At 76.1% G+C, this 21486-nt stretch carries 16 protein-coding genes; 5 read left to right on the top strand and 11 right to left on the bottom strand.

Features of this window, described 5'->3' with window-relative positions; genetic code table 11:
• Nucleotides 1-90 precede the first annotated feature (90 nt).
• From eccE to ACIF6L_RS35630, 3 genes are all read left to right on the top strand, one after another.
• A complete protein-coding gene (gene eccE / locus ACIF6L_RS35620) occupies nt 91-1488 on the top strand; it encodes a type VII secretion protein EccE (protein ID WP_329487704.1) in 1398 nt (465 codons plus the stop codon).
• A complete protein-coding gene (locus ACIF6L_RS35625; RefSeq protein ID WP_329487705.1) occupies nt 1488-2258 on the top strand; it encodes a hypothetical protein in 771 nt (256 codons plus the stop codon). Before eccE ends, ACIF6L_RS35625 begins: the two co-directional genes overlap by 1 nt.
• Before the next feature lie 127 nt (nt 2259-2385).
• Nucleotides 2386-4809: a MinD/ParA family protein gene (locus tag ACIF6L_RS35630; protein ID WP_396491720.1), complete on the top strand. Its 2424-nt coding sequence runs from the start codon at nt 2386-2388 to the stop codon at nt 4807-4809.
• Nucleotides 4810-4896: 87 nt separating this feature from the next.
• On the opposite strand, the gene ACIF6L_RS35635 is transcribed toward ACIF6L_RS35630, so the two are convergent.
• The 10 genes from ACIF6L_RS35635 to rimP all read right to left on the bottom strand — a co-directional run bounded on the left by ACIF6L_RS35635 (nt 4897) and on the right by rimP (nt 18384).
• On the bottom strand, nt 4897-5841 hold the full coding sequence (locus ACIF6L_RS35635; protein ID WP_396491721.1) for a bifunctional riboflavin kinase/FAD synthetase: 945 nt from the start codon (nt 5839-5841) through the stop codon (nt 4897-4899).
• Nucleotides 5842-5906: 65 nt separating this feature from the next.
• Nucleotides 5907-9623, bottom strand: a complete 3717-nt coding sequence (locus ACIF6L_RS35640; RefSeq protein ID WP_396491722.1) for a trypsin-like peptidase domain-containing protein — start codon at nt 9621-9623, stop codon at nt 5907-5909.
• A gap of 269 nt (nt 9624-9892) precedes the next feature.
• Complete coding sequence (gene truB / locus ACIF6L_RS35645; RefSeq protein WP_329487709.1) at nt 9893-10822, bottom strand: tRNA pseudouridine(55) synthase TruB; 930 nt, start codon at nt 10820-10822, stop codon at nt 9893-9895.
• A 34-nt stretch (nt 10823-10856) separates the two neighbouring features.
• The gene (locus ACIF6L_RS35650) at nt 10857-11960 is read right to left on the bottom strand and encodes a DHH family phosphoesterase (protein ID WP_329487710.1); all 1104 of its coding nucleotides are present in this window, start codon (nt 11958-11960) and stop codon (nt 10857-10859) included.
• 2 nt (nt 11961-11962) lie between these two features.
• Nucleotides 11963-12403, bottom strand: a complete 441-nt coding sequence (gene rbfA, locus ACIF6L_RS35655; RefSeq protein ID WP_329487711.1) for a 30S ribosome-binding factor RbfA — start codon at nt 12401-12403, stop codon at nt 11963-11965.
• A gap of 154 nt (nt 12404-12557) precedes the next feature.
• A complete protein-coding gene (locus tag ACIF6L_RS35660; protein ID WP_329487712.1) occupies nt 12558-12854 on the bottom strand; it encodes a DUF503 domain-containing protein in 297 nt (98 codons plus the stop codon).
• Nucleotides 12855-13005: 151 nt separating this feature from the next.
• A complete protein-coding gene (gene infB, locus ACIF6L_RS35665) occupies nt 13006-16110 on the bottom strand; it encodes a translation initiation factor IF-2 (protein ID WP_396491723.1) in 3105 nt (1034 codons plus the stop codon).
• A 249-nt stretch (nt 16111-16359) separates the two neighbouring features.
• On the bottom strand, nt 16360-16608 hold the full coding sequence (locus ACIF6L_RS35670; protein WP_329487714.1) for a YlxR family protein: 249 nt from the start codon (nt 16606-16608) through the stop codon (nt 16360-16362).
• Nucleotides 16609-16746: 138 nt separating this feature from the next.
• Entirely contained in the window at nt 16747-17760 is a 1014-nt protein-coding gene (gene nusA, locus ACIF6L_RS35675; RefSeq protein WP_329487715.1) for a transcription termination factor NusA, read from the bottom strand.
• Nucleotides 17761-17817: 57 nt separating this feature from the next.
• A complete protein-coding gene (gene rimP / locus ACIF6L_RS35680; RefSeq protein ID WP_329487716.1) occupies nt 17818-18384 on the bottom strand; it encodes a ribosome maturation factor RimP in 567 nt (188 codons plus the stop codon).
• Between the two features lie 1013 nt (nt 18385-19397).
• Between rimP and ACIF6L_RS35685 the strand changes: the two genes are divergently transcribed.
• A complete protein-coding gene (locus tag ACIF6L_RS35685; RefSeq protein ID WP_396491736.1) occupies nt 19398-19847 on the top strand; it encodes a ferritin-like domain-containing protein in 450 nt (149 codons plus the stop codon).
• Between the two features lie 130 nt (nt 19848-19977).
• On the top strand, nt 19978-20895 hold the full coding sequence (locus tag ACIF6L_RS35690) for an aminoglycoside phosphotransferase family protein (RefSeq protein ID WP_329487717.1): 918 nt from the start codon (nt 19978-19980) through the stop codon (nt 20893-20895).
• Here ACIF6L_RS35690 and ACIF6L_RS35695 read toward each other — a convergent pair.
• Nucleotides 20868-21443 carry a GNAT family N-acetyltransferase gene (locus ACIF6L_RS35695; RefSeq protein WP_329487718.1) on the bottom strand — a complete coding sequence of 192 codons (576 nt, stop codon included), beginning with the start codon at nt 21441-21443 and terminating at the stop codon, nt 20868-20870. The two genes, ACIF6L_RS35690 and ACIF6L_RS35695, sit on opposite strands and share 28 nt — an antisense overlap.
• Nucleotides 21444-21486 lie beyond the last annotated feature (43 nt).

Consider the following 21486-nt stretch of genomic DNA (forward strand, 5'->3'; position numbering starts at 1 on the left):
GCGGCAGCAGACGGTGAGTACGGTACGGGTACGGTTCGCGAACCGGCCAACCGGGCCGCGACAACTGATTCAGAGAGGGTCACTCGGGGGATGCCAAGCCAGACCGCTCCAGGGCGCCGCAGCACCGACGAGGGCAGGGGATCGCGCCGCTCCGGCCGACGGGCCCGGCCCGAACGGGGCCAGGTCGCCGAACCCGCGGCCGCCGTCGGGCCGACGGCCCCCGTACCGGTCCGCGTCCACCCCAGGCCCGGGCTGCTCGGCGGCCGGCTGAGGCTCCAGCAACTCGTGCTGGTCGAGGTCGCGGTGGCACTCGTGGCGGTCGGCTGGACGATCAGCAAGCCGGTGGCCGGCGGCTTCGGCGCCGTCGCCCTGGCGCTGGTCGTCCTCGCGGTCATCCCGCTGCGCGGACGCACCATCCCCGAGGCGCTGCGGGTGCGCGCCGCCCTGAAGGCCCGTCGCAAGCAGGCCCGGACGAACGTCCCGCCGGTCGGCACCGACCCGGCCATCGCCCCCGCGCTGGAGCTGGAACCCGCCCTGCGCACCTGCACCCACGCCACCGAGACCGACTTCGGCGGCCGGCCGATGCGCCGGGAGACCGGCATGGTCGGCGACGGCACCTTCCTCAGCTCGGTGCTGCTCGTCCAGGCCAAGGACCAGCCGCTGCGGCCGGTGCGCACCGCGCTGCCGCTGCCGCTGGACGTGATCTGCTCGGCACTGCGGGTGGACGACATCACGCTGGAGTCGGTCCAGATCGTCCAGCACACCCAGCCGGCGCCGGCCCCGCACCTGCCCGAGCAGTCGCTGGCCGCCCGCGCCTACCAGGAGCTGCCCGACGGCACCGCCACCCCCGGCCTGCGGCTGACCTGGGTGGCGCTCAAGCTCGACCCGGAGCGCGCGGCCACCGCCGTCCGCGCCCGCGGCGGCGGCGAGGAGGGCGCCCGCAAGGCCCTGCAGCGGGTCACCGACCAGCTCGCCGGGCGGCTCAACAGCGCCGGGTTCAACGCCACCGTGCTGGACGAGCGCGAGCTGATCGCCGCACTGGCCATCTCCACCTGCGCCAACCCGCTCGCCGTGGCCGGCCGCCAGGGGACCGGCAGCGGTGGCGGCAGCGGCCGCCGCACCCAGGAGAGCAACCGCTTCTGGCGGATCGACGACCGCTGGCACAGCACCTACTGGATCTCCCGGTGGCCGCAGCTCAGCCGCCCCGGCGGCGCCCCCGGCCGGATCGCCGCGCCGGACCTCGTCAACCTGATCACCGGCTCGCCCGCCCTGGCCAGCACCTTCAGCCTGACCGCCGGTCACGGCACCGGCGGTTCGGTGGCGATCAGCGGCCACGTCCGGGTGACCGGGCGCAGCGAGAGCGAGGTCGTCCAGGTCGGACGACTGGTGGAGGCCCGGGCGCAGAGCACCGGCCTCGGCCTCGCCCGACTCGACCTGGAGCAGGCCCCCGGCATGCTCGCCACCCTGCCCCTGGGAGGTGCTTCCTGATGGCGTACCAGACCTACCCGACGCCCGGCCCGCAGCCCGGTTCCACCGAGCAGCCCCGGGTCCGGCCGCGGATCCTGCCCGGCTTCGGACTGCGCGGCCCGCGCCGCGAGAAGCACGTGCTGACCACCGAGGACCTCGGCGCGCTCTCCTTCCCGGTCGGCGACGACGGCGTGCTGATCGGCGAGGACGTCCAGAAGCAGCCCGCCGTGCTCGGCCTCTTCCGGCCCAGCGCCTACGACCTGGTCCTGGTCGGCGGCGTCTGGACGGCCCAGGTCATCGCGTTGCGGGCGGCCGCCACCGGCGCCCGGATCGCCGTCGAGACCGCGCGCGGGCAGCTGTGGGGACCGATGGCGCAGGCCGCGGGCGGCGGCCAGCCGTGCGTGACCGTCCACCAGGTCGGCCGGCTCGGCCCGCAGGGTGCCTCGGTGACCTCGCCGGTGCTCGTGGTGCGCGACCTCGGCGCCCGCCCGCCGCGCAGCCGGCTCTCCGCCGCGCCCTGGCAGACCACCCTGACCCTGCTGCCCTACCTGGGCCCGAACGCGGCCCGGGTGCTGAACGCCGCCGACCTGGTCGGCGTGCAGCGGGTCTCGCCGCAGGAGGCCGAGCTGATCGGCCGGGTGCTCTCGCTCGGCCCGCAGGACATCGCCGCGCTGCCCACCCTCGGGGACGACATGACGCTCTGGACGACCCGGATGCGCCGCCAGTACGTACGGACCGTCGCCGGGCAGGCCGAGCAGCAGGTCCTGGGCGGGGCACGACGCATGGACTGACCTGCCGGGACCCGATCGCGCCCCGGGCGAGATGAGACTCCGCCTTCAACGGGGGGTGGTGCACGGCCTAGTCTTTGATGCGGCAACGGCACCGCGACGAGCGGCGGCGAACACGAGGGAGCCCTAGGTGAGCAGCGATCGGGACGGCGTCTACGTCGGCGACAACGCGGCGGAGGACGACGACGACTGGTCCGACGCGCCCGACTACACTCCCCCGTCCTGGTACGTGCAGACGGACTCCGCGGCGGCTCCGGCCGCCGGTCCGGGCCCTGGTCCGGGCGCCGGTCCGGCACCCGTCCAGGCGGCCGGAGCACCGGACGGGGCGGACGCTCCGGCGGCGGGCGGCGGCCCGGCCGCGCCGGCACCGGCACCGGCACCCGTCGTGGCACCGGTCCCCGCGCCCGCGCCCGTGCCCGCGGCCGAATCGTTCGGCGCACCGGCCGTTCCCCCGGCCGCGGACGGTCCGGCGGCGGCGCCGGTCGCCGCACCGGCTCCGGTGCCCACGCCTGCGCCCGTCCCGGCCGCCGAGCCGGCCCCGGCCGTCGCGACCGCCCCGGAGACGGCCCCGCCGGTCCCCGCGCCGGCCACCCATGTCGAGGCGCAGCACGTCCCGTTCGCCGCGCCCACCGCCGGTGGGCCCGCGCCCGCCCCGGCGCCGGGCCCCGCCCCCGAACAGCCGCAGGCCGCGGCGGCCCAGCCGTGGCCGCCGGCCGACGTGGCCGCGCACCAGCAGCCCGGCCCGGCCGTGCCCCCGCCGCAGCAGCCGTACACCCAGCCGCAGCCCTACCCCGGGCCGCCGCAGCAGGCCCAGCCGCCGGCCTACGCCGAGCCCCAGCAGCAGGCGCCGCAGCAGGCCCAGCCCCAGCCCTACGCGGACCCGCAGCCGTACGCCCAGCCGCAGCCCTACCCGGAGCCGCCGCAGCAGGCCCAGCCGTGGCCGCAGCCGGCGCCGCCGCAGCAGCCGGCCGACCCCCAGGAGCAGCAGGCCGCCGCCTGGGCCGCCGCCCAGCAGGCACCCGGCCCGCAGGCGCCCGGCCCGCAGGCACCGCCGGTCGACCCCCGCCAGGGCGGCTGGCCGCAGCCGACCCCGTACCAGCAGCCGCCGCAACAGCAGGCCCAGCCCCAGCAGCCCCAGCCCCAGCCCCAGCAGCCGGGCCCCGCCCAGCCGTGGCAGCAGCAGTCCGGGGTCCCGCAGGCACCCGCCGCGTTCCAGCAGTCCGCCGCCCCGCAGCAGGTCTCGCACGGCGCACCGCTCGGCTACACGGCCGCCGTCGAGCTCTCCTCGGACCGGCTGCTGCGCAACCAGCCGAAGCAGCAGCGCCAGCAGCCGCGCTTCCAGTTCGGCGGCAAGGCCGCCGCGGCCGAGCGCGGCCGCAAGCTGGAGATCATCCGGACGCCGGTGATGAGCTGCTACCGGATCGCGGTGATCAGCCTCAAGGGCGGCGTCGGCAAGACCACGACCACCACCGCGCTCGGCGCGACCCTGGCCAGCGAGCGCCAGGACAAGGTGATCGCGATCGACGCCAACCCGGACGCCGGTACCCTCGGCCGCCGGGTCAAGCGCCAGACCGGCGCGACCATCCGCGACCTGGTGACGGCCATCCCGCACCTGCGCAGCTACATGGACATCCGTCAGTTCACCTCCCAGGACCTGCACTCGGGCCTGGAGATCCTGGCGAACGACGTCGACCCGGCCGTCTCGACCACCTTCAACGACTCGGACTACCGCCAGGTCATCGACGTGCTGGGCCGCCAGTACCCGATCATCCTGACCGACTCCGGCACCGGCCTGCTGTACAGCGCGATGCGCGGGGTGCTGGACCTCGCCGACCAGCTGATCATCGTCTCCACGCCGAGCGTGGACGGCGCCTCCTCCGCGTCGACCACGCTGGACTGGCTCTCCGCGCACGGCTACGCCGACCTGGTGCAGCGCAGCATCACGGTGGTCTCCGGGGTCCGCGAGACCAGCAAGATGATCAAGGTCGAGGACATCGTCGCGCACTTCCAGACCCGCTGCCGCGGCGTCATCGTGGTGCCGTTCGACGAGAGCCTGGCGGCGGGCGCCGAGGTCAACCTCGACATGATGCGGCCCAAGGTCCGCGAGGCGTACTTCGAACTCGCCACCCTGGTCGGCGAGGACATCGTCCGCGCCCAGCAGGCCGCCGCCCAGCAGTCCGGCTGGCAGCAGCAGGCCCACCAGCCCCCGCAGCCCACCGCCCCCTACCCGGGCCAGCCGCAGCCGTACGCCGACCCGCAGCAGCCCTACCCGCAGCAGGCCCAGCAGCAGCCGTACCCGCAGCCGGGCCAGGGCGGCTACCCGGCCGGCGGGCCCGCGCCCGGCGCGCCGTGGGCCCCGCAGCCGGGGCAGGCCCCGCCGCCCCCGCCCGGTTACGGGTACCCGCAGGCCCAACCGGGTGCCCAGCAGCCCCCGCAGGACTGGCAGCAGCAGCCCCAGCCGCCGGCCGGCGGGTACGGCTACCCGCAGCCCCAGCCGGGCGCGCAGCCGCCGCCCCCCGCCGGGTACGGCTACCCGCAGCAGCCGCAGCCGTAGCGAACCGAAAGGGCCCGCCGGGCCGTCCGTGGATCCAGGGGATCCGTGGACGGCCGGCGGGCCCTTCGGCATCCGCGACCGGTCCGGTCAGCCCCCGTCGGTGAGCTCGCGGGCCTGCTTCACGTCGTCGGCCATCCGGTCCAGCAGCGCGTCGATCGAGTCGAACTTCTCCATCCCGCGCAGGTAGGCGAGGAAGTCGACCGCGACGTGCAGCCCGTACAGGTCCAGGCCGACCCGGTCGATGGCGTACGCCTCCACGGTGCGGGCCGTACCGTCGAAGGTCGGGTTGGTGCCGACCGAGATCGCGGCAGGCATCAGCTCGCCGTCCGCCGTCAGCCAGCCCGCGTAGACGCCGTCGGCCGGGATCGCGCTGTGCGGCACCGTGTCCACGTTGGCCGTCGGGAAGCCCAGCTCGCGGCCGCGCTGGGCGCCGCGCACCACCACGCCCTCGACCCGGTGCGGGCGGCCCAGCACCTCGCCCGCGCCGGCCATGTCACCGGCCGCGACCAGCCGCCGGATGAGGGTGGAGGAGAACGGCTCGCCGTCCCCGGCCGCCCCGCGCACCTGGAGGTCGACCACTTCGACGTCGAAGTCGGCGGCCCGGCCCAGCTCGGCCAGCAGCGCGACGTCGCCCGCCGCGCGGTGCCCGAAGCGGAAGTTCGGCCCCTCGATGACCTGCCGCGCGCCCAGCGCGTCCACCAGCACCTGCCGGACGAAGGTCTCCGGGGACTCCTGGGAGAACTCGGAGGTGAACGGCAATACCAGGACGGCGTCCACCCCGAGCGCCTCGATCAGCTCCGCGCGGCGCGGCTGCGGGGCGAGCAGCGGCGGGTGGCTGCCCGGGCGGACCACCTCGCTCGGGTGCGGGTCGAAGGTGACCACGACCGAGCGGACGCCGAGCTCACGGGCGCGCTCGACCGCCCGGTTGATGATCAGCTGGTGCCCGCGGTGCACACCGTCGAACGACCCGATGGTGACGACGCTGCGTCCCCAGTCCCCGGGGATCTCCTCCAGGCCACGCCAGCGCTGCACCCTGACCGCTCCTTGTTCCCTACGGCGCGTACCTTCTGTACGCTCAAACGCTCAAACCCGAACCCCTATAGCGTGCCATGCGCCCGCCCCTGCTTCGGCACCGGAAGGCGGGTTGGGCGCACCGCCGGCTGTCCGGTCCCGGACACCGGGGTGGGAACCGGCTCCCGCGGGGTCGCCCGGTCCGCCTCCCGCCCGGCCTCGGCGGCTGCCTCCCGTGGGTCGCGCCCGGCCGCCGCCGGCTTCCGCGGCCGGGCCGACCGGGGGTCGGCGGGCCGGGCCGGGGTCTCGCCCTCGGGCCACCGGGCCAGCAGCAGCGCGAACGCCGCCGAACGGCCCGCGCAGCGGGCCAGCAGCTCGTCCGCGTCCGTGAGCCCGGCCGCGGCGCGGGCCAGCACCGTCCGGGCCCGCGCCGGGCGCTCGGCCGCGCAGTGCTCGGCCAGCCGCTCCACGACGGTGGCGAGCACCTCCTGGTCGCCCTCGGTGGCCAGCAGGGTGTCCAGGAGTTCGCAGCGCAGGGCGTCGGCCTCGGCATCGGCCACCGGGACCGCCAGCACCTGGGCGAACGGCCGCCGCACCGCCACCGGACCGGCCGCCAGGGCGCTGCCGAGCAGCACCCGCAGCTCCAGCCGGGCGGCCGGTCCCCCGGCGGCGCCGCGCGTCAGCCGGCGGCCCAGGTAGTCGACGGCGACCGCGCCCGCCAGCGCCGGGCGCTCCCGCAGCAGCCGGGCCGCCAGTTCGGCGCCGCGCCGGGTGGCCTGCGGCGTCCGGGCGTCGGCCAGCACCCGCAGTGTCTCGGCGACGGCCGCGCCGGGGGCCGCCAGCCGCTGCGCGAACGCGGCCAGGACGGGCTCGGGGTCGCTCTCCAGCGCCGGGGCCAGCGCCCGGGCGGTCAGGAAGCGGTCCTCGCCATGCCGGTACGCCGCCAGCGCGGCCGGGAGGTGCCGGGCCCGGGCCCGCGGGTCGCGCACCAGCAGCGCCAGCGCGGCGCCGTGCAGGCACGGCTCCTCCTCGCGGGCGAGCAGCGCCAGTGCGGCGAACCGCAGCAACTCCGGTCCGGCGCCGCGCGCGTACGGCGCGGCGCGCAACGCGTGCACGGCGGCGGCGACGTGCCGCTCGGGCCGCCGGTCGTGGCTCCAGCGGTCCACGGCGCGACAGAGCGCCGACGGCTCCTCACCGGCGAGCACGGTGAGCAGCGCGTCCGCCCGGGGGTGCGCCGCGTCGGCCAGCGCCTCCGTCAGGTCGTCCAGGGCCAGCGCGCGGTGGTGGTACAGCAGGTCGTGGGCGAGGTCGGCGACGGTGGTGCCGGGGCGGCCGGACAGCCCGCGCGGGTCGTCGAACCAGGCGCAGAGCAGCGGCATCACCCGGGCCGGGTCGGCGCGCAGCCGCTCGGCCGTGGCGGCGAGGAACGGCCGCGCCGGTCCGTCGGCGGTGACCAGTCGGCGCAGGAGTGCCAGTTCGCTCTCGACCGGCAGGCCCAGACCGGTCCAGAAGCGCGGACCGAAGCGGCCCAGACCAGCCGCCGGGAGCCGCTCGAACCCGCCGGCCGCCGGTGCCACCTCGGCGATCCGGCCGGCCAACTGGGCGAGCAGCGCCCGGTGTTCGTCCAGATCGGGGCTGGCGGCCAGCCCGGCGGCGAGCAACCGGCCGGCCCACCAGCCGGGTTCGCTGCCCGGCGGGCGCAGGTCCAGCGCCCGCCAGAGCCGGTGCAGCCACGGGTCCAGCGCGGTGGCACCCCAGGTCTCGGCCAGCCGCCCGAGCGCGGACGCCACCGGGGCGACGCGGTGCCGGGGCACCGTACGGGCCTCCCCCGGCGGCGGGGTGTCCTCGGCCTCGCCGAGGAGCAGCCGCAGCGCCGCGTCCAGGTCCAGGTGCAGGCCCTGGAGCCAGTCGGAGAACTCGCCGTGGGCGAGCCGGAAGCCCGGGCCCGCGGGCACGAACAGGCCCTCCGCCAGCACCGCGGCCGCCCAGTTGCCGGGTGGGAAGAGCTCCTCGAAGGCGGCCCGGCCGAGCCCGCCCTGCTCCGCGCCGAGCATCCGCCGGGCCGCCTCGTGCACCCGCCCGGCCACCGCGGCGGCCAGCCTGCGCACCCGGCCGGGCGACGGACCCGCCGGCCGCCCGGCACCCCGCCGGTGGGCGCCCGGGCGCCGGGGCCGCCCGTCGGCGGCGATCCGCTGGGCCACCCGCAGGCAGCAGAGGTCCAGGTGGGCCGCGAACAGCTCGCCGCGGCCCACCGGCTCCCCCCGCAGCCCCTGCGCCCACAGCTCCCCGGCCAGCCGGACGGCGAGCGGGTGGCGGGCGTCCGCGGCCGACGTCCAGTCCGGCGGCAGCCCGTAGCGGCGGCGCACCCGGTCGGCGGCCTCGGCCGGGAGCGGGCCGAGCCGGTGGACGGCGAAGCTCCCGGCCGCCCCCGCGCAGCGGCAACGGGCCCCGGCCGGCCCGGCCGTGGTGCCGCCCGCCGGTAACTCGTCACCGGCCCACGGCTCCCGGTCCCACGGCGGGCCGTCCCCGCCGTGCCGCGGACACCCCGCCGGCGCCGTACCGGGCCCGGCCGCCGCGCGGTCGTCGTCGAGGCCCGCCAGCAGCTCCCAGGCCTCGTCCCCGCAGGCGGTGAGCAGCCGGGCCCCGACCGCCGTCAGCCACTCCCCGGCCGCCCGCCGCCAGGCCCGGTCGAGCGGGACGGGCGCCTCCTCGGGGCCGTCCAGCACGATCAGCAGCGGCCGCCGCGCGGCCGCGCAGAGGGCGGCCACGGCGTCCGGCCCGGGCGGCGGCCGGGTGCCGAGGCCGGCCGCCGCCGAGGCCAGCGCCCGCCGCACCGCCGCGGCGAGCGAGGCGTCCTCGGCGCGCAGGTCGGCGCCGCGCAGCCAGAGCGTGGGAAGCGCCCGGTCCTCGCCGCCGCGCCGGACGGCGAGGGCCGCGAGCTCGGTGGTCCGGCCGGAGCCGGGGGCGCCGACCAGCGCGGTGACCGTCGCCCGCGGGTCGTCCCCGGCCAGGCCGTCCGGGCGGTCGACCCGGTCGGCGGCCAGGGCGGCCACCCGGCCGGGACCGGCCCCGGCGGCCGCCACCTGGGCGGCGGCCAGCCGCAGCACCCCCGCCAGGTTCAGCGCCGATCCGTACGCGGGGACACCGGCGGCGTTGCGCGCCAGCGCCTCGGCCAGCGCCGGCGCGCCCTCGCCCGACCCGCTGCCGTTCGCCGGGGCGGCGGTCAGCGCGCCGCCCTGCTCCGGGGCCCGCAGCGCCGGAGCGGCGACGCCGATCACGGCGCCGCTGCGGGCGTCCAGCACCGGCGCCCCGGCGGGCACCGGCCCGGTACCCGTGACGACCGGCACGTCCAGCAGCAGCACCCCGCCCAGCAGGTGGAAGCGGTCGGGCCGGGCGTAGACCGCGCCGGTGACGCCCAGCACGCCGCAGCGCAGGGCGACCGTCCGCTCCCCCTCGCCGGTGAACGCGGGCAGCAGCACCTCCCGCCCGGCGGCCACCGCGCCCGGCGCCGCGATCGGCAGCGGGGGCACCGGCAGCCCGCCCACGCCGTCGGTCCGCAGCAGGGCCAGGCCGTGCCCGGGCAGCGGCAGGACGCTGTCCGGGCCCAGCACCCTGGTCTGGCCGCCCGGGGTGTGCAGGACGATCCGGTCGAGGTCCGCGACGCTCTCGTGCGCGGTGAGGACGGTCCCCTGCGGGTCCGCGACGAACCCCAGCCCGCGCAGTCGTCCGTCGAGGTCGCGGATCCGCAGCAGGTAGCGCCCCGGATCGTCCGCCACCCCGTCGCCGTCCAGTGCTCCCGGCATGCGTGCAGCCCTCCCGGCAGGGCCGAGCGGCCCGGGAGGCGGACGCGTCGCGGCGACCTGCTCGCCGCCCGGGAGCCTGCCCGGTGCCGGGCAGGCCCGACCGCACCCGCGCCGCTCACCACCGGGGTTCACCTCGCGCGCTCCCCCGTGCGGGTGAACCTCGCCGGCCCCGCTCCGCCAGGTGCCCGCGCGGAACGCCGAGAGCCCCCCGCCGCCCCGGACGGGGGCGGCGGGGGGCTCGACCGGCACGCGGCCCGGACCTCCCGGCGTCAGCCGACGAAGACGGCCACCGGCTTCGCCTGACCGCCGTGCTCCTCCACCAGCGCGAGGAACCGCCCGTCCGGCCCGTAGACCGCGATCGGACCGGCCACGCCCATCCCGGGCGCCTTCAGCCGGGCGCCGTGCGACAGCACCTTGGCCTGCTCGGCGTCGAGGTCCCAGCGCGGGAAGGCGGCCGCGGCGGCGTCGCCGATCGGCAGCACCTCCAGCGGAGCGCCGGCGTCACCGGTCACCGCCTCCTCCAACTGCTCCAGGGTCCGGGCCGACTCCACGCCGTAGGGGCCCACCCGGGTGCGCCGCAGCGCGGTGAGGTGGCCGCCGACGCCGAGGCCGGCGCCGAGGTCGCGGGCCAGCGCCCGGATGTAGGTGCCGGAGGCGCACTCCACCGTCACGTCGAGGTCGATCACCGGGGTGCCGTCCTCGGCGACGGCGGCCCGCTGCTCGTGGACGGTGAAGGAGTGGATGGTGGTCGGCCGGGCCGCGAGCTCGAAGTCCTCGCCCTCGCGCACCCGCGCGTAGGAGCGCTTGCCGTCGATCTTGATCGCGCTGACCTTGGACGGCACCTGCATGATCTCGCCGGTGAGGGCGGCGATCCCGGCGTCGATGTCCTCCCGGCGCACGCCGTCGGCCGGCACGGACGCGGTGACCTCGCCCTCCCGGTCGTCGGTGACGGTGGTCTGGCCGAGCCGGACGGTCGCCTCGTAGGTCTTGGCGGTCAGCATCAGGTGGCCGAGCAGCCGGGTGGCCCGCTCGATGCCGATGACCAGCACGCCGGTGGCCATCGGGTCCAGCGTGCCGGCGTGGCCGACCTTCCGCGTCCCGGCCAGCCACCGCAGTTTGGCGACCACCCCGTGCGAGGTGATGCCCTCCGGCTTGTCGACGATGACCAGGCCGTCCGGGCCGGTTCCCTTGCGCTTCATCTGTTCTTTTCTCTGGAGGCTTCTCTGGAAGTGGTCAGCTGACGGGCCGCAGCGCGCCCCGGAACCGCTCCACCGCGTCGGCCACGGGCTCGCGGGTGGAGAATCCGGCCGCGAAGGTGTGCCCGCCGCCGCCGAGCCCGGCGCAGGCCGCCGCGACGTCCACCGCGCCCTTGGAGCGCGAGGAGCCCCGCAGCGTGCCGTCCGGGTCCTGCTTGAGCACCAGCGCGACCTCGGCCTCGGCCGGGCGGCGCAGGATGTCGATCAGGCCCTCGATCTCCTCGACGGTGACGCTGAACAGCGCCAGGTCCTGGTAGGGCACCCAGGTCCACACCAGGCCCAGGCCGCCGGCCGCGTCCGGCTCGTAGACGGCCCGGTCGAGCGCGGCCGCGAGCACCTTGAGGTAGCCGAAGGACGAGGTGTCCCACAGCTGCCGGGAGATCAGGTCGTGCCGGATGCCGGTGGCCAGCAGCCGCCCGGCGAGTTCGTGGGTGGCGGGCGTGGTGGCCCGGTACTTGAACGAGCCGGTGTCGGTGGCGACACCGGTGTAGAGGCAGGTGGCCAGGGACTGGTCCAGCTCGACGCCGAGCCGGCGCAGCAGCTCGTCCACCAGGACGGCGGTGGCCGGCGCGCTCGGGTCGATCAGCTGGTGGGTGCCGAAGCCGGGGTTGGAGGCGTGGTGGTCGATGACCACCAGCACCGGCGCGGCGAAGGCCTTCTCGTGCAGCAGGCCCAGCCGGCTCTCGGCGGCCACGTCGAAGCAGAGCACCAGCTCCGGGACGGCGGGCACCTCGGAGGCCGGCACGATCAGCTCCTGGCCGGGCAGGAAGGCCAGCGACTCGGGCACGATCTGCGGGTCGTCCCCGAAGGAGACCCGGACCTCGTGGCCCAGCCCGCGCAGGGCCAGCGCGGCCGCCAGGGCCGAGCCGAGCGCGTCGCCGTCCGGGCAGATGTGGCAGATGAGGTCGATCGACCGGGCGCGCCCGATCTCCGCGACCACCTGCTGCCAGACCAGCTCGAAGCCGGGCGCCTCGGCGCGCGGCCCCGGAAGCACCGCGAGGGCACCCTCCACCGTGGTGGTGGAGGACGCCCCCGCGACTGCTCCGGCCGTCGAACCGGTCGACGCCGGCTCACCTGCCATGACTACTCGTCCTCGTCGTCACGCTCGGACGCCGGGACCTTGTAGGGGTCCGCGTCACCGGCGTACTTCGCGCCCGCCGCGGTGGTGCGCACCGCGGCGTCGATGGCCCTGGCCCGGTCGAGCAGGTCGTCGATGTTCCGGGCGTTCTCCGGCAGCGCGTCCGCGACGAAGGTCAGCGTCGGGGTGAAACGCACCCCGATCTTGCCGACCTCGGAGCGGATCACTCCCTTGGCGCTCTCCAGCGCGGCGGCCGAGGCCTCGCGCTCGGCTTCGTCACCGAAGACGGTGTAGAAGACGGTGGCCTCGCGCAGATCGCCGGTGACCCGGGTGTCGGTGATGGTCACATAGCCCAGTCGCGGGTCCTTGATCCGGCGTTGCAGGGTCTCGGCCACGACCACCTGGATGCGGTCTGCGAGCTTGCGCGCCCTAGCGGTGTCGGTCACGTTGCCTCCTCGTGCAATGGGCCGGGTAACTCGGGCGTACTGCCTGCCCGTCGGGGCCCACGCCCCAAAGTACCGGCCCGCGCCCAGCCTTGTGGGCGCTCTCGGTCCTGATCTGTGTGAGAACGGCGACTCGCGCCGGTCCGTTCCGCAGACCTCATTCGTCGTCGTCGTTGTGGTAGCGCCTCCTGGCGGAGAGCAGCTCTACCTCGGGGCGGCCGGCGACCAACCGCTCACAGCTGTCCAGGATCTCGGTGACGTACCCGGCTTCGCCGGACACCACCGCCAGGCCGATCTCGGCCCTGCGGTGCAGATCCTGGTTCCCGGTCTCGGCAGCGCACACGCTGTACTTGCGCTGCAGTTCGGCCACGATGGGCCGCACGATCGAACGCTTCTCCTTGAGCGAATGTACGTCGCCCAGCAGCAGGTCGAAGGTGAGTGTTCCCACGAACATGTATGACAGGTCTCGCCGACCTGGAGGCCTCGGGGGCAACCCTGGACCGGGCTGCTTCTCGTCATCGCTGACTACCCCAGGACCCTACACAGCGAGACCGGGGCCGGTCGACGGAAATACCACCCGTCGACCGGCCCCGGACACCACCCGCTTACGCGCGCGGCTTCTCGCGCATCTCGTAGGTCTCGACGATGTCCTCGACCTTGATGTCGTTGAACGACCCCAGGGTCACACCGGCCTCGAAGCCCTCGCGGACCTCGGTCGCGTCGTCCTTGAAGCGACGCAGACCCTCGATGGTGAGGCTCTCCGCCACGACCTTGCCGTCGCGGATGAGGCGGGCCTTGGCGTTGCGGCGCAGCAGGCCCTCGCGGACGATGACACCCGCGATGTTGCCGAACTTGGAGGAACGGAACACCTCGCGGATCTCCGCGGAGCCGAGGCGCACCTCCTCGTACTCGGGCTTGAGCATGCCCTTGAGGGCGTTCTCGATCTCCTCGATCGCCTGGTAGATGACCGAGTAGTACCGGACGTCCACGCCTTCCTTGTCGGCCGCGGCGCGCGCACGGCCTTCGGCGCGCACGTTGAAGCCGATGATGATGGCGTCCGAACCCATCGCCAGGTTGACGTCGGACTCGGTGATCGCACCCACACCGCGGTGCAGGATGCGGAGCTCGACCTCCTCGCCCACGTCCAGCTTGACGAGGGCGTCCTCGAGGGCCTCGACCGAACCGGAGACGTCACCCTTGATGATGAGGTTGAGCTGCTCGATCTCGCCCGCGGCGATGGCCTTGTCGAGGTCCTCCAGGGACACCCGGACCCGGCGCTGCGCGAACGCGGCGTTGCGGTCACGGGCCGAGCGCTTCTCGGCGATCTGGCGCGCGGTGCGGTCCTCGTCGACGACGATGAAGCTGTCGCCGGCGCGGGGCACCGAGGTCAGACCGAGGAGCAGCACCGGGCGGGACGGGCCGGCCTCGGCGAGGCTGTTGCCGTTCTCGTCCAGCATCGCGCGGACGCGGCCGTAGGCGTCGCCGACCACGATCGAGTCGCCGACGCGGAGGGTACCGCGCTGCACGAGCACGGTCGCCATGGCGCCGCGGCCCTTGTCGAGGTGGGCCTCGATGGCGATACCCTGCGCGTCCTGCTCGGGGTTGGCCCGCAGGTCCAGTGAGGCGTCCGCGGTCAGGACCACGGCCTCCAGCAGCTGGTCGATGTTGAGGCCCTGGCGCGCGGAGATGTCGACGAACATGGTGTCGCCGCCGTACTCCTCGGCCACCAGACCGAACTCGGTCAGCTGACCGCGGACCTTGGTCGGGTCGGCGCCCTCGACGTCGATCTTGTTGACCGCGACCACGATCGGCACACCCGCGGCCTTGGCGTGGTTCAACGCCTCGACCGTCTGCGGCATGACACCGTCGTTGGCCGCGACCACCAGGATCGCGATGTCGGTGGACTTGGCACCACGGGCACGCATGGCGGAGAACGCCTCGTGACCCGGGGTGTCCAGGAAGGTGATCGGGCGCTCTTCGCCGTTCACGATCGTGGCCACCTGGTAGGCACCGATGTGCTGGGTGATGCCACCCGCCTCGCCGGCCACCACGTTCGACTTGCGGATGGCGTCCAGCAGTCGGGTCTTACCGTGGTCGACGTGACCCATGACGGTGACGACCGGCGGGCGCGGGGCCAGCTGGTCTTCATCGCCCTCGTTGGCACCGAAGTCGATGTCGAACGACTCCAGCAGCTCGCGGTCCTCGTCGTCGCGGCTGACGATCTCCAGGATGAAACCCATCTCGCCGGCCAGCAGCTCGAGGGTCGCGTCGGAGACCGACTGGGTCGCGGTGACCATCTCACCGAGGTTGAACATCACGGAGACGAGCGCGGCCGGGTTGGCGTTGATCTTCTCCGCGAAGTCCATCAGCGAGGCGCCGCTGGACAGGCGAACGGTCTGGCCGTTGCCGCGGGGCAGCATCACACCGCCGACGGACGGGGCCTGCATGGCCTCGTACTCCTGGCGCTTCGCCCGCTTCGACTTGCGACCACGGGCCGGACGGCCACCGGGGCCACGGCCGAAGGCACCCTGCGTGCCACCACGGGCACCCGGGCCGCCGGGACGGCCGCCGAAGCCACCGGGACGCGGACCGAAGCCGCCGCCGCCACCGGGGGCACCGCCACCGGGACGGGGGCCGCCGAAGCCACCGGTCGGACGCGAGCCCGGACCGGCCGGACGACCGGCGAAGCCCGGACGGGCGCCACCGGCGCCACCCGGACCACCGGGACGGCCGCCGGGGCCACCGGGGCCACGGCCGCCGGGGCCCGGACGCGGGCCCGGAGCCGGACGCTGCGGCATCATGCCGGGGTTCGGACGCGGCATGCCGGACGGGCTCGGGCCACCGGGACGCGGACCGGCCGGACGGGGCATGCCGTCGGGACGCGGGGCGCCGCCGGGGCGCGGCGCGCCACCGGCGCCGGGGGCACCGGCGGGACGCGGACGGTCGCCACCGGGACGCGGACGGTCACCGGCACCGGGGGCACCGGCGGGACGCGGACGGTCGCCACCGGGACGCGGACGGTCACCGGCACCGGGGGCACCGGCGGCCGGACGGGCACCGGGCGCGGCCGGACGGCGGTCGCCGGGGCGGGCCATTCCGGTCGCGCTGCCCGAGGTGAACGGGTTGTTGCCCGGGCGCGGGCCGGCCGGACGCGGGCCCGGACGGGCACCACTGCCGGCGGCGGGGCCGGCCGGGCGCTGGGCCTGCGCGGCCGGGCGCTGGGCCTGGGTCTCCTCGGCCGGGGCCGGGGAGGAGAACTCGGCCGCCGGAGCAGCCGGGGCCGCGGGCGCGGCGGCGGGGCGAGCCGCCGGGCGCGGGCCCGGGGTCGGCGCGCCGGCCGGGCGCGGAGCGGCCGGGGCGGCCTGAGCGGGTGCGGCCGGGGCGGCGGGCGCCGCGGCAGCGGGGGTGGGACGGGGTCCCGGGGTCGCGGCAGGGCGCGGACCCGGGGTCGGGGCACCCGGCCTGGGTGCGGCCGCACCGGCGGCGGAACCGCCGGCGGGCTGGGGCGCCGCGGGCTTCCGCGGGCCAGGCTTGGCAGCGCCACCGGTGGGGGCGACTCCCAGCGCGTCAGTCAACTTGCGTACGACCGGCGCCTCGATGGTCGAGGACGCCGAACGGACGAACTCACCCAGCTCGGTCAGCTTGGCCATCACGGCCTTGCTCTCCAAACCAAGTTCCTTGGCGAGTTCGTAAACCCGGACCTTAGCCACTTCACTCCTGATCTATGAGTCCGGGGTGTCTCGTCCGCCGGACCGTCGCTACTTCATGGGCGTACCCATCGCGTACTCATCGCGTACTCATCGAGTGCTCATCGCAATCTCGACCTACTTCCACATCGCGAGGTACCTGACTGGTGGCACGGCGTGCGGCTGCCCGCGCACTGTGCTTGGTGCGGTGGTTCTCCGCCGCGTGGAGCGGCGGCCGTAACGGGGAGGTGCCCGCCAGAGGCCTGAGGAAGCTCAGGGCGCCGGGGTGTCGCCTGCCCGCTCCCCGATGTACTCGCGGAGCCGCTCGGTGTCGAGTGTGCCCTGGAGCCGGAAGGCCCGGGGGAACGCCCGACGGCGGACCGCGAGGTCGAGGCAGGCCGGATCGGGGTGCAGGTGCGCGCCCCGGCCCGGCAGCGCGCCACGCGGATCGGGGACGCAAACGCCCTCGACCGCCGTGACACGCAACAGCTGGTGCTTGGCCGCGCGCTTGCGGCAGCCCACGCAGGTGCGTTCCGGGCGTGCTCGGACGTGCGTCCGGCCAGACGAAGGCAAGTCTACCCCTCCGAAGGGACATGGCGCCGCCCCGCCGATCCGGGGTGGAACGGCGGGGGGCGGTGGAACGGTGGCGCCGGGGCGCGACTACTCGGCCGAGGACTCCCGGCCACCGTCGTCGGACTGCCCCTCGGTGTCCGGGCGGATGTCGATCCGCCAGCCGGTCAGGCGGGCGGCCAGGCGGGCGTTCTGGCCCTCCTTGCCGATCGCCAGAGACAGCTGGTAGTCCGGCACGATCACCCGTGCGGAGCGCTGCTGGAGGTCCACGATCTCGACGCTCGTCACCCGTGCGGGGGACAGCGCCGCGGCGACCATCTCGCGCGGGTCCTCGGACCAGTCGACGATGTCGATCTTCTCGCCGTGCAGCTCGCCCATCACCGCGCGCACCCGGCTGCCCATCGGGCCGATGCAGGCGCCCTTGGCGTTCAGCCCGGACCGGCGCGACCACACCGCGATCTTGGTGCGGTGACCGGCCTCACGGGCGATCGCGGCGATCTCGACGCTGCCGTCGGCGATCTCCGGCACCTCCAGGGCGAAGAGCTTCTTCACCAGGCTGGGGTGGGTGCGCGAGAGCGTCACCGACGCGCCGCGCACGCCGCGGCGCACGGCCACCACGTAGCACTTGAGACGGGTGCCGTGCCGGTAGTCCTCGCCCGGGACCTGCTCCTGCGGCGGCAGGATGGCCTCCAGCTTGCCGATGTCCACCAGCACGTTCTTCGGGTCGTTGCCCTGCTGGACGACACCGGTGACGATGTCGCCCTCCTTGCCCGCGTACTCGCCGAAGGTCTGGTCGTCGGCGGCGTCGCGCAGGCGCTGCATCATCACCTGGATGCCGATGCTGGACGCGATCCGGCCGAAGCCGCTCGGGGTGTCGTCGAACTCCTTCGGCTCGACGCCCTCGTCCAGCTCGGCCGGGTCCTCGGTCGCCCAGACCGTCACGTGGCCGGACTTGCGGTCCAGCTCGACCCGCGCGCGGCGGCGCGAGCCCTCGGTGCGGTGGTACGCGGTGAGGAGGGCCGACTCGATGGACTCGACCAGCAGGTCGAAGGGGATGTTCTTCTCGTTGACCAGCGTGCGCAGGGCACTCATGTCGATGTCCACGGCTACGCCTCCTCGTCTTTCGTCACGTTCGTCATGGTGCGGTCGGTGGGCAGGTCGTCACTGCGCACCGTCGTCCCCCTCCTCGGCGCCGTCGTCCGCCGAGTCGTCGTCCACGAAGTCCTGGGCCTGGTCGAGGAGCTCGTCGTCCTTGCGGTTGAACTCCACCTGGACGCGCGCCCGGGACACCTCGGTGTACTCCAGGCGGCGCTCCTTGGGCCGGCCGCGGCCCTTCACCGGCTGCACCTCGACCAGCGCGCCGTCCTCGTCCGCCTCCAGCACCCGGGCGACGATCTCCCCGCCGTCGACCAGGTGGATCGCGGCCAGCCGGCCCTCGGCCCGGCGCCAGTGGCGGGGCTCGACCAGCGGGCGCTCCGCGCCCGGCGAGCCGACCTCCAGCACGTACGCGCCGGTGCCCATCACGTCGGAGGTGTCCAGGGCCTCGCCGACCACCCGGCTGAACTCCGCGATGGCGTCCAGATCCACGCCGCCGTCGGCGTCCACGTCGATCTGCACCTGGCGGCGGCTGCCGGCCTGGGTGACCTTGACGTCCTCCAGGTCCAGGCCCGCCTGGGCGGCCAACGGCTCCAGCAACGCACGCAGCCGGTCGATGTGGGTGGTGCTCATCCGGGTGGACTCCTCGGCCGCGTCTGCTGTTGTCAGAGGGCGCACCGCGCCGTCCGGCGCCGCTCGGGCGCAGGCCGGGTCGCGGCAGCTCGGCCCAAATCCTATCCGGTGAAGTCGCCAACCACCGATTCCGGACCACGTGCGGGCGCCCGGGCGCCACCCACTGCGAGCAAGGTCACACCGGTGGGGCGTGGTCCAGGGCCTGGGAATCCGGGGCCGGACCCGTGAGGATTCTGTAATCATTCACGCCAACGAGGGCACGCAGGCCGTCCTCCCGCACACGCCCCGGAGTGACCGCGATGCAGCCGCCCAGCCGACGGACCCTGCTGGCCCTCGGACTGTTCCTCGCCACCGGCGGCGCCCTCGCCGCCTGCACCGGCTCCCCCGACGAGGGCGGCGCGGGCGGAGGCGAGCACCGGCGGCCCGACCCGGACGAGCCGGTCCGGCTGCGCGCCGTCGACGCCACCGACGCGCTGCTGGCCGGGTACGACGCCCTGCTGGCCGGGGCCGGGGCCGGGCAGGCCGGGCAGCTCCAGCCGCTGCGGGCCGAGGTGCTCCAGCACCGGGCCGCCCTGGCCGCCGGGCTCCCGGCCCCCTCCGCCTCCCCGTCCCTGTCGCAGTCCACGTCCCTGTCGCCGTTCGCCGGCGGGTCCGGGTCCCCCTCGGGATCCCCCGGGTCGTCGTCCGCCACCGCCCCGGCCCCGCCGGTGGCCACCGTCGCCGCGCTCGCCGCGCTGGAGCGGCAGACCGCGCAGACCCGGCTCGCCGACCTCGGCGCCGCCTCGCCCGGGCTGGCCCGGCTGCTCGCCTCGGTCTCCGCGGCCGGGGTGCTGCACGCCGTCGCCCTGGGCGACACCGCTCCGGCCGCCGCCCCGCTGCCCGGGCCCACCGACCCGCCCGGCGGGCCCGCCACGCCGTCCGGCACCGCCCCGGCCTCCCCGGACGCCTCCCCCGCCGCCTCCGGCGGCACGGCGGGCACCGCCCCGGAGGCGCTCACCGCCCTCCAGGGCGCGCTGGCCGCCGAGCACGCCGCGATCTACGGCTACGGCGTGGTCGGCGCCCGGCTCCCGGAGGACCAGCAGCGCACCGAAGCGCGGACCGCCCTGGCCGCCCACCAGGCCCGGCGGGACGCCTGGCAACGGCTGCTCGGCGGCGCCGGGGCCACCCCGGGCGCGGCGGCGGCCGGCTACCAGCTGCCCTTCGCCGTCACCGACGCGGCCGGCGCCGGCCGGCTGGCCGCGCACCTCGAAAGCCGGCTCACCGCGGTCTACGCCGACCTGGTCGCCGCCGTCGCCGCCCCGCAGCGCGGCAGTGCCGCGGACGCGCTCCGCGACTGCGCGCTGCGCGCCCGCCGCTGGGGCGCCGCCCCGACCGCGTTCCCCGGCCTGCCCGACCCCGCCGGCACGCCCGCCACGACGGGCCCCGCCACCGCCGGCACCGACCCCGCCGGCCCGGCCGCCTGACCCCCGGCACCGCCCTGACCTGCGGACGCGCCGCCACCACTGCCACCCCGGATCGCTGACCTGCGGTTTCACCGCCATGGCCGACAATGGACGGGTAGCACCACGGGGGAAGCACAACCGGAAGGCCGGCATGTCGGGAGCACCAGGGCAGATCACCGTCCCCGCATGGCTGGCGCGCAGCGTCGGCGCGGACGAGGAGGGCCGGCACTGGCTCACGGGCCTGCCGGCCCGGGTCGGCGCCGGGCTGGCACGCTGGGACCTCACCCTGGAGCGGGTGGCCGACCCGGGGGGCAGTCTGAGCCTGATCGCCTACGTGCACCGCGACGACCTGAGCCCCGCCGTCCTCAAGACCGGGCTGGTCACCCCGGAGACCGACCGGGAGCACGCCGCCCTCGCCCAGTGGGCCGGCCGCGGCGCCGTCCTGCTGCTGGCCGCCGACCCCGCCGAGGGGTCGCTGCTGCTGGAGCGGCTGCACGGTGACATCCCGCTGCGCTCGCTGGCCGAGCCGAAGGCGATGCTGGAGGCCACCAGCCTGCTCCACCGGCTCTGGGTGGAGCCGCCCGGCGACCACGGCTTCGCCACCCTCGCCGACCGGACGGCCACGACCGCCGCCGGGCTGCGCCGGCGCGGCGCGCTGCCGGGCGCCGCCGAGGCGGCCCCGCTGGTCACCGAGGCGCTGGCGGTTGCCGAGGGGCTCTGCGCCTCGGCCGACGAGGAGGTGCTGCTGCACGGCGACTTCCACCACGGCAACGTGCTCGCCGCCGACCGCGCGCCCTGGCTGGCGATCGACCCCCGGCCGCTGGTCGGCGAACGCGCCTACGACCTGGCCCGGCTGGCCCTGGACCGGGCGGACACCCTGGTCGGCTCCCCGGGCGTCCCCGCCGCCGTCCGCCGGCGGCTGCACCAGCTCGCGGACGCCCTGGACGTGGACCGGGACCGGCTGCGCGGCTGGACGCTGTTCCGGGCGGCCGACCTCGGCCTGCGCGCCCTGGCCGCGGGCCGCCGGGAGGACGCCGAGCTCTACCTGGAGTTCGCCGGCGCGCTCTGAGCCGGTCCGGTCCCCCGCAGCGGCAGCTCCGCGCCCATCACCGCGTACAGGCGCTCGGTGTTGGGGAAGTGCACCGCCCGCGCGAGGTCCCGGTAGCCGAGCGAGCGGTAGAGCCGGCGGGCGGGCGTCTCGGCGTCGATCGCGGAGAGGATGGTGCGCGACAGCCCGGAGCGCGCGCAGAGGGTCCTGATCAGGGTGGAGCCGATGCCCTGCCCCTGGAACTCGGGCAGCACGTGCAGTTCGGTGATCGCGAAGACCTCGTCCAGCCACGCGCCGTGGCCGCCGGCCTCCAGATAGGGCTGGATCACGGTGCTCCACCAGTGCTCCCGGCGGTTCGGCATGCCGTAGCCGAAGCCGACCAGCCGGCCGCCGCTGAGCGCGCCCAGCGCGATCACCCCGGGCTGCTGGGCGTGCCGCCCGACGATGTGCAGCCGGACCAGGACCTCCTCGGGGGTCAGCCCGAACGCCACCGCCTGGACGTCGAGCGCCTGCGGAGCCCATGCCGCAAGGTCGATGGCCTCGATCGTCACCCCGGTCAGCTGATCCATGCCCCGGACGTTACTACCCGTCCGGCCCCCCACGCGGGCGGAG

The organism is Kitasatospora sp. NPDC086009, assembly GCF_044540385.1.
Classification (GTDB): Bacteria; Actinomycetota; Actinomycetes; order Streptomycetales; family Streptomycetaceae; genus Kitasatospora.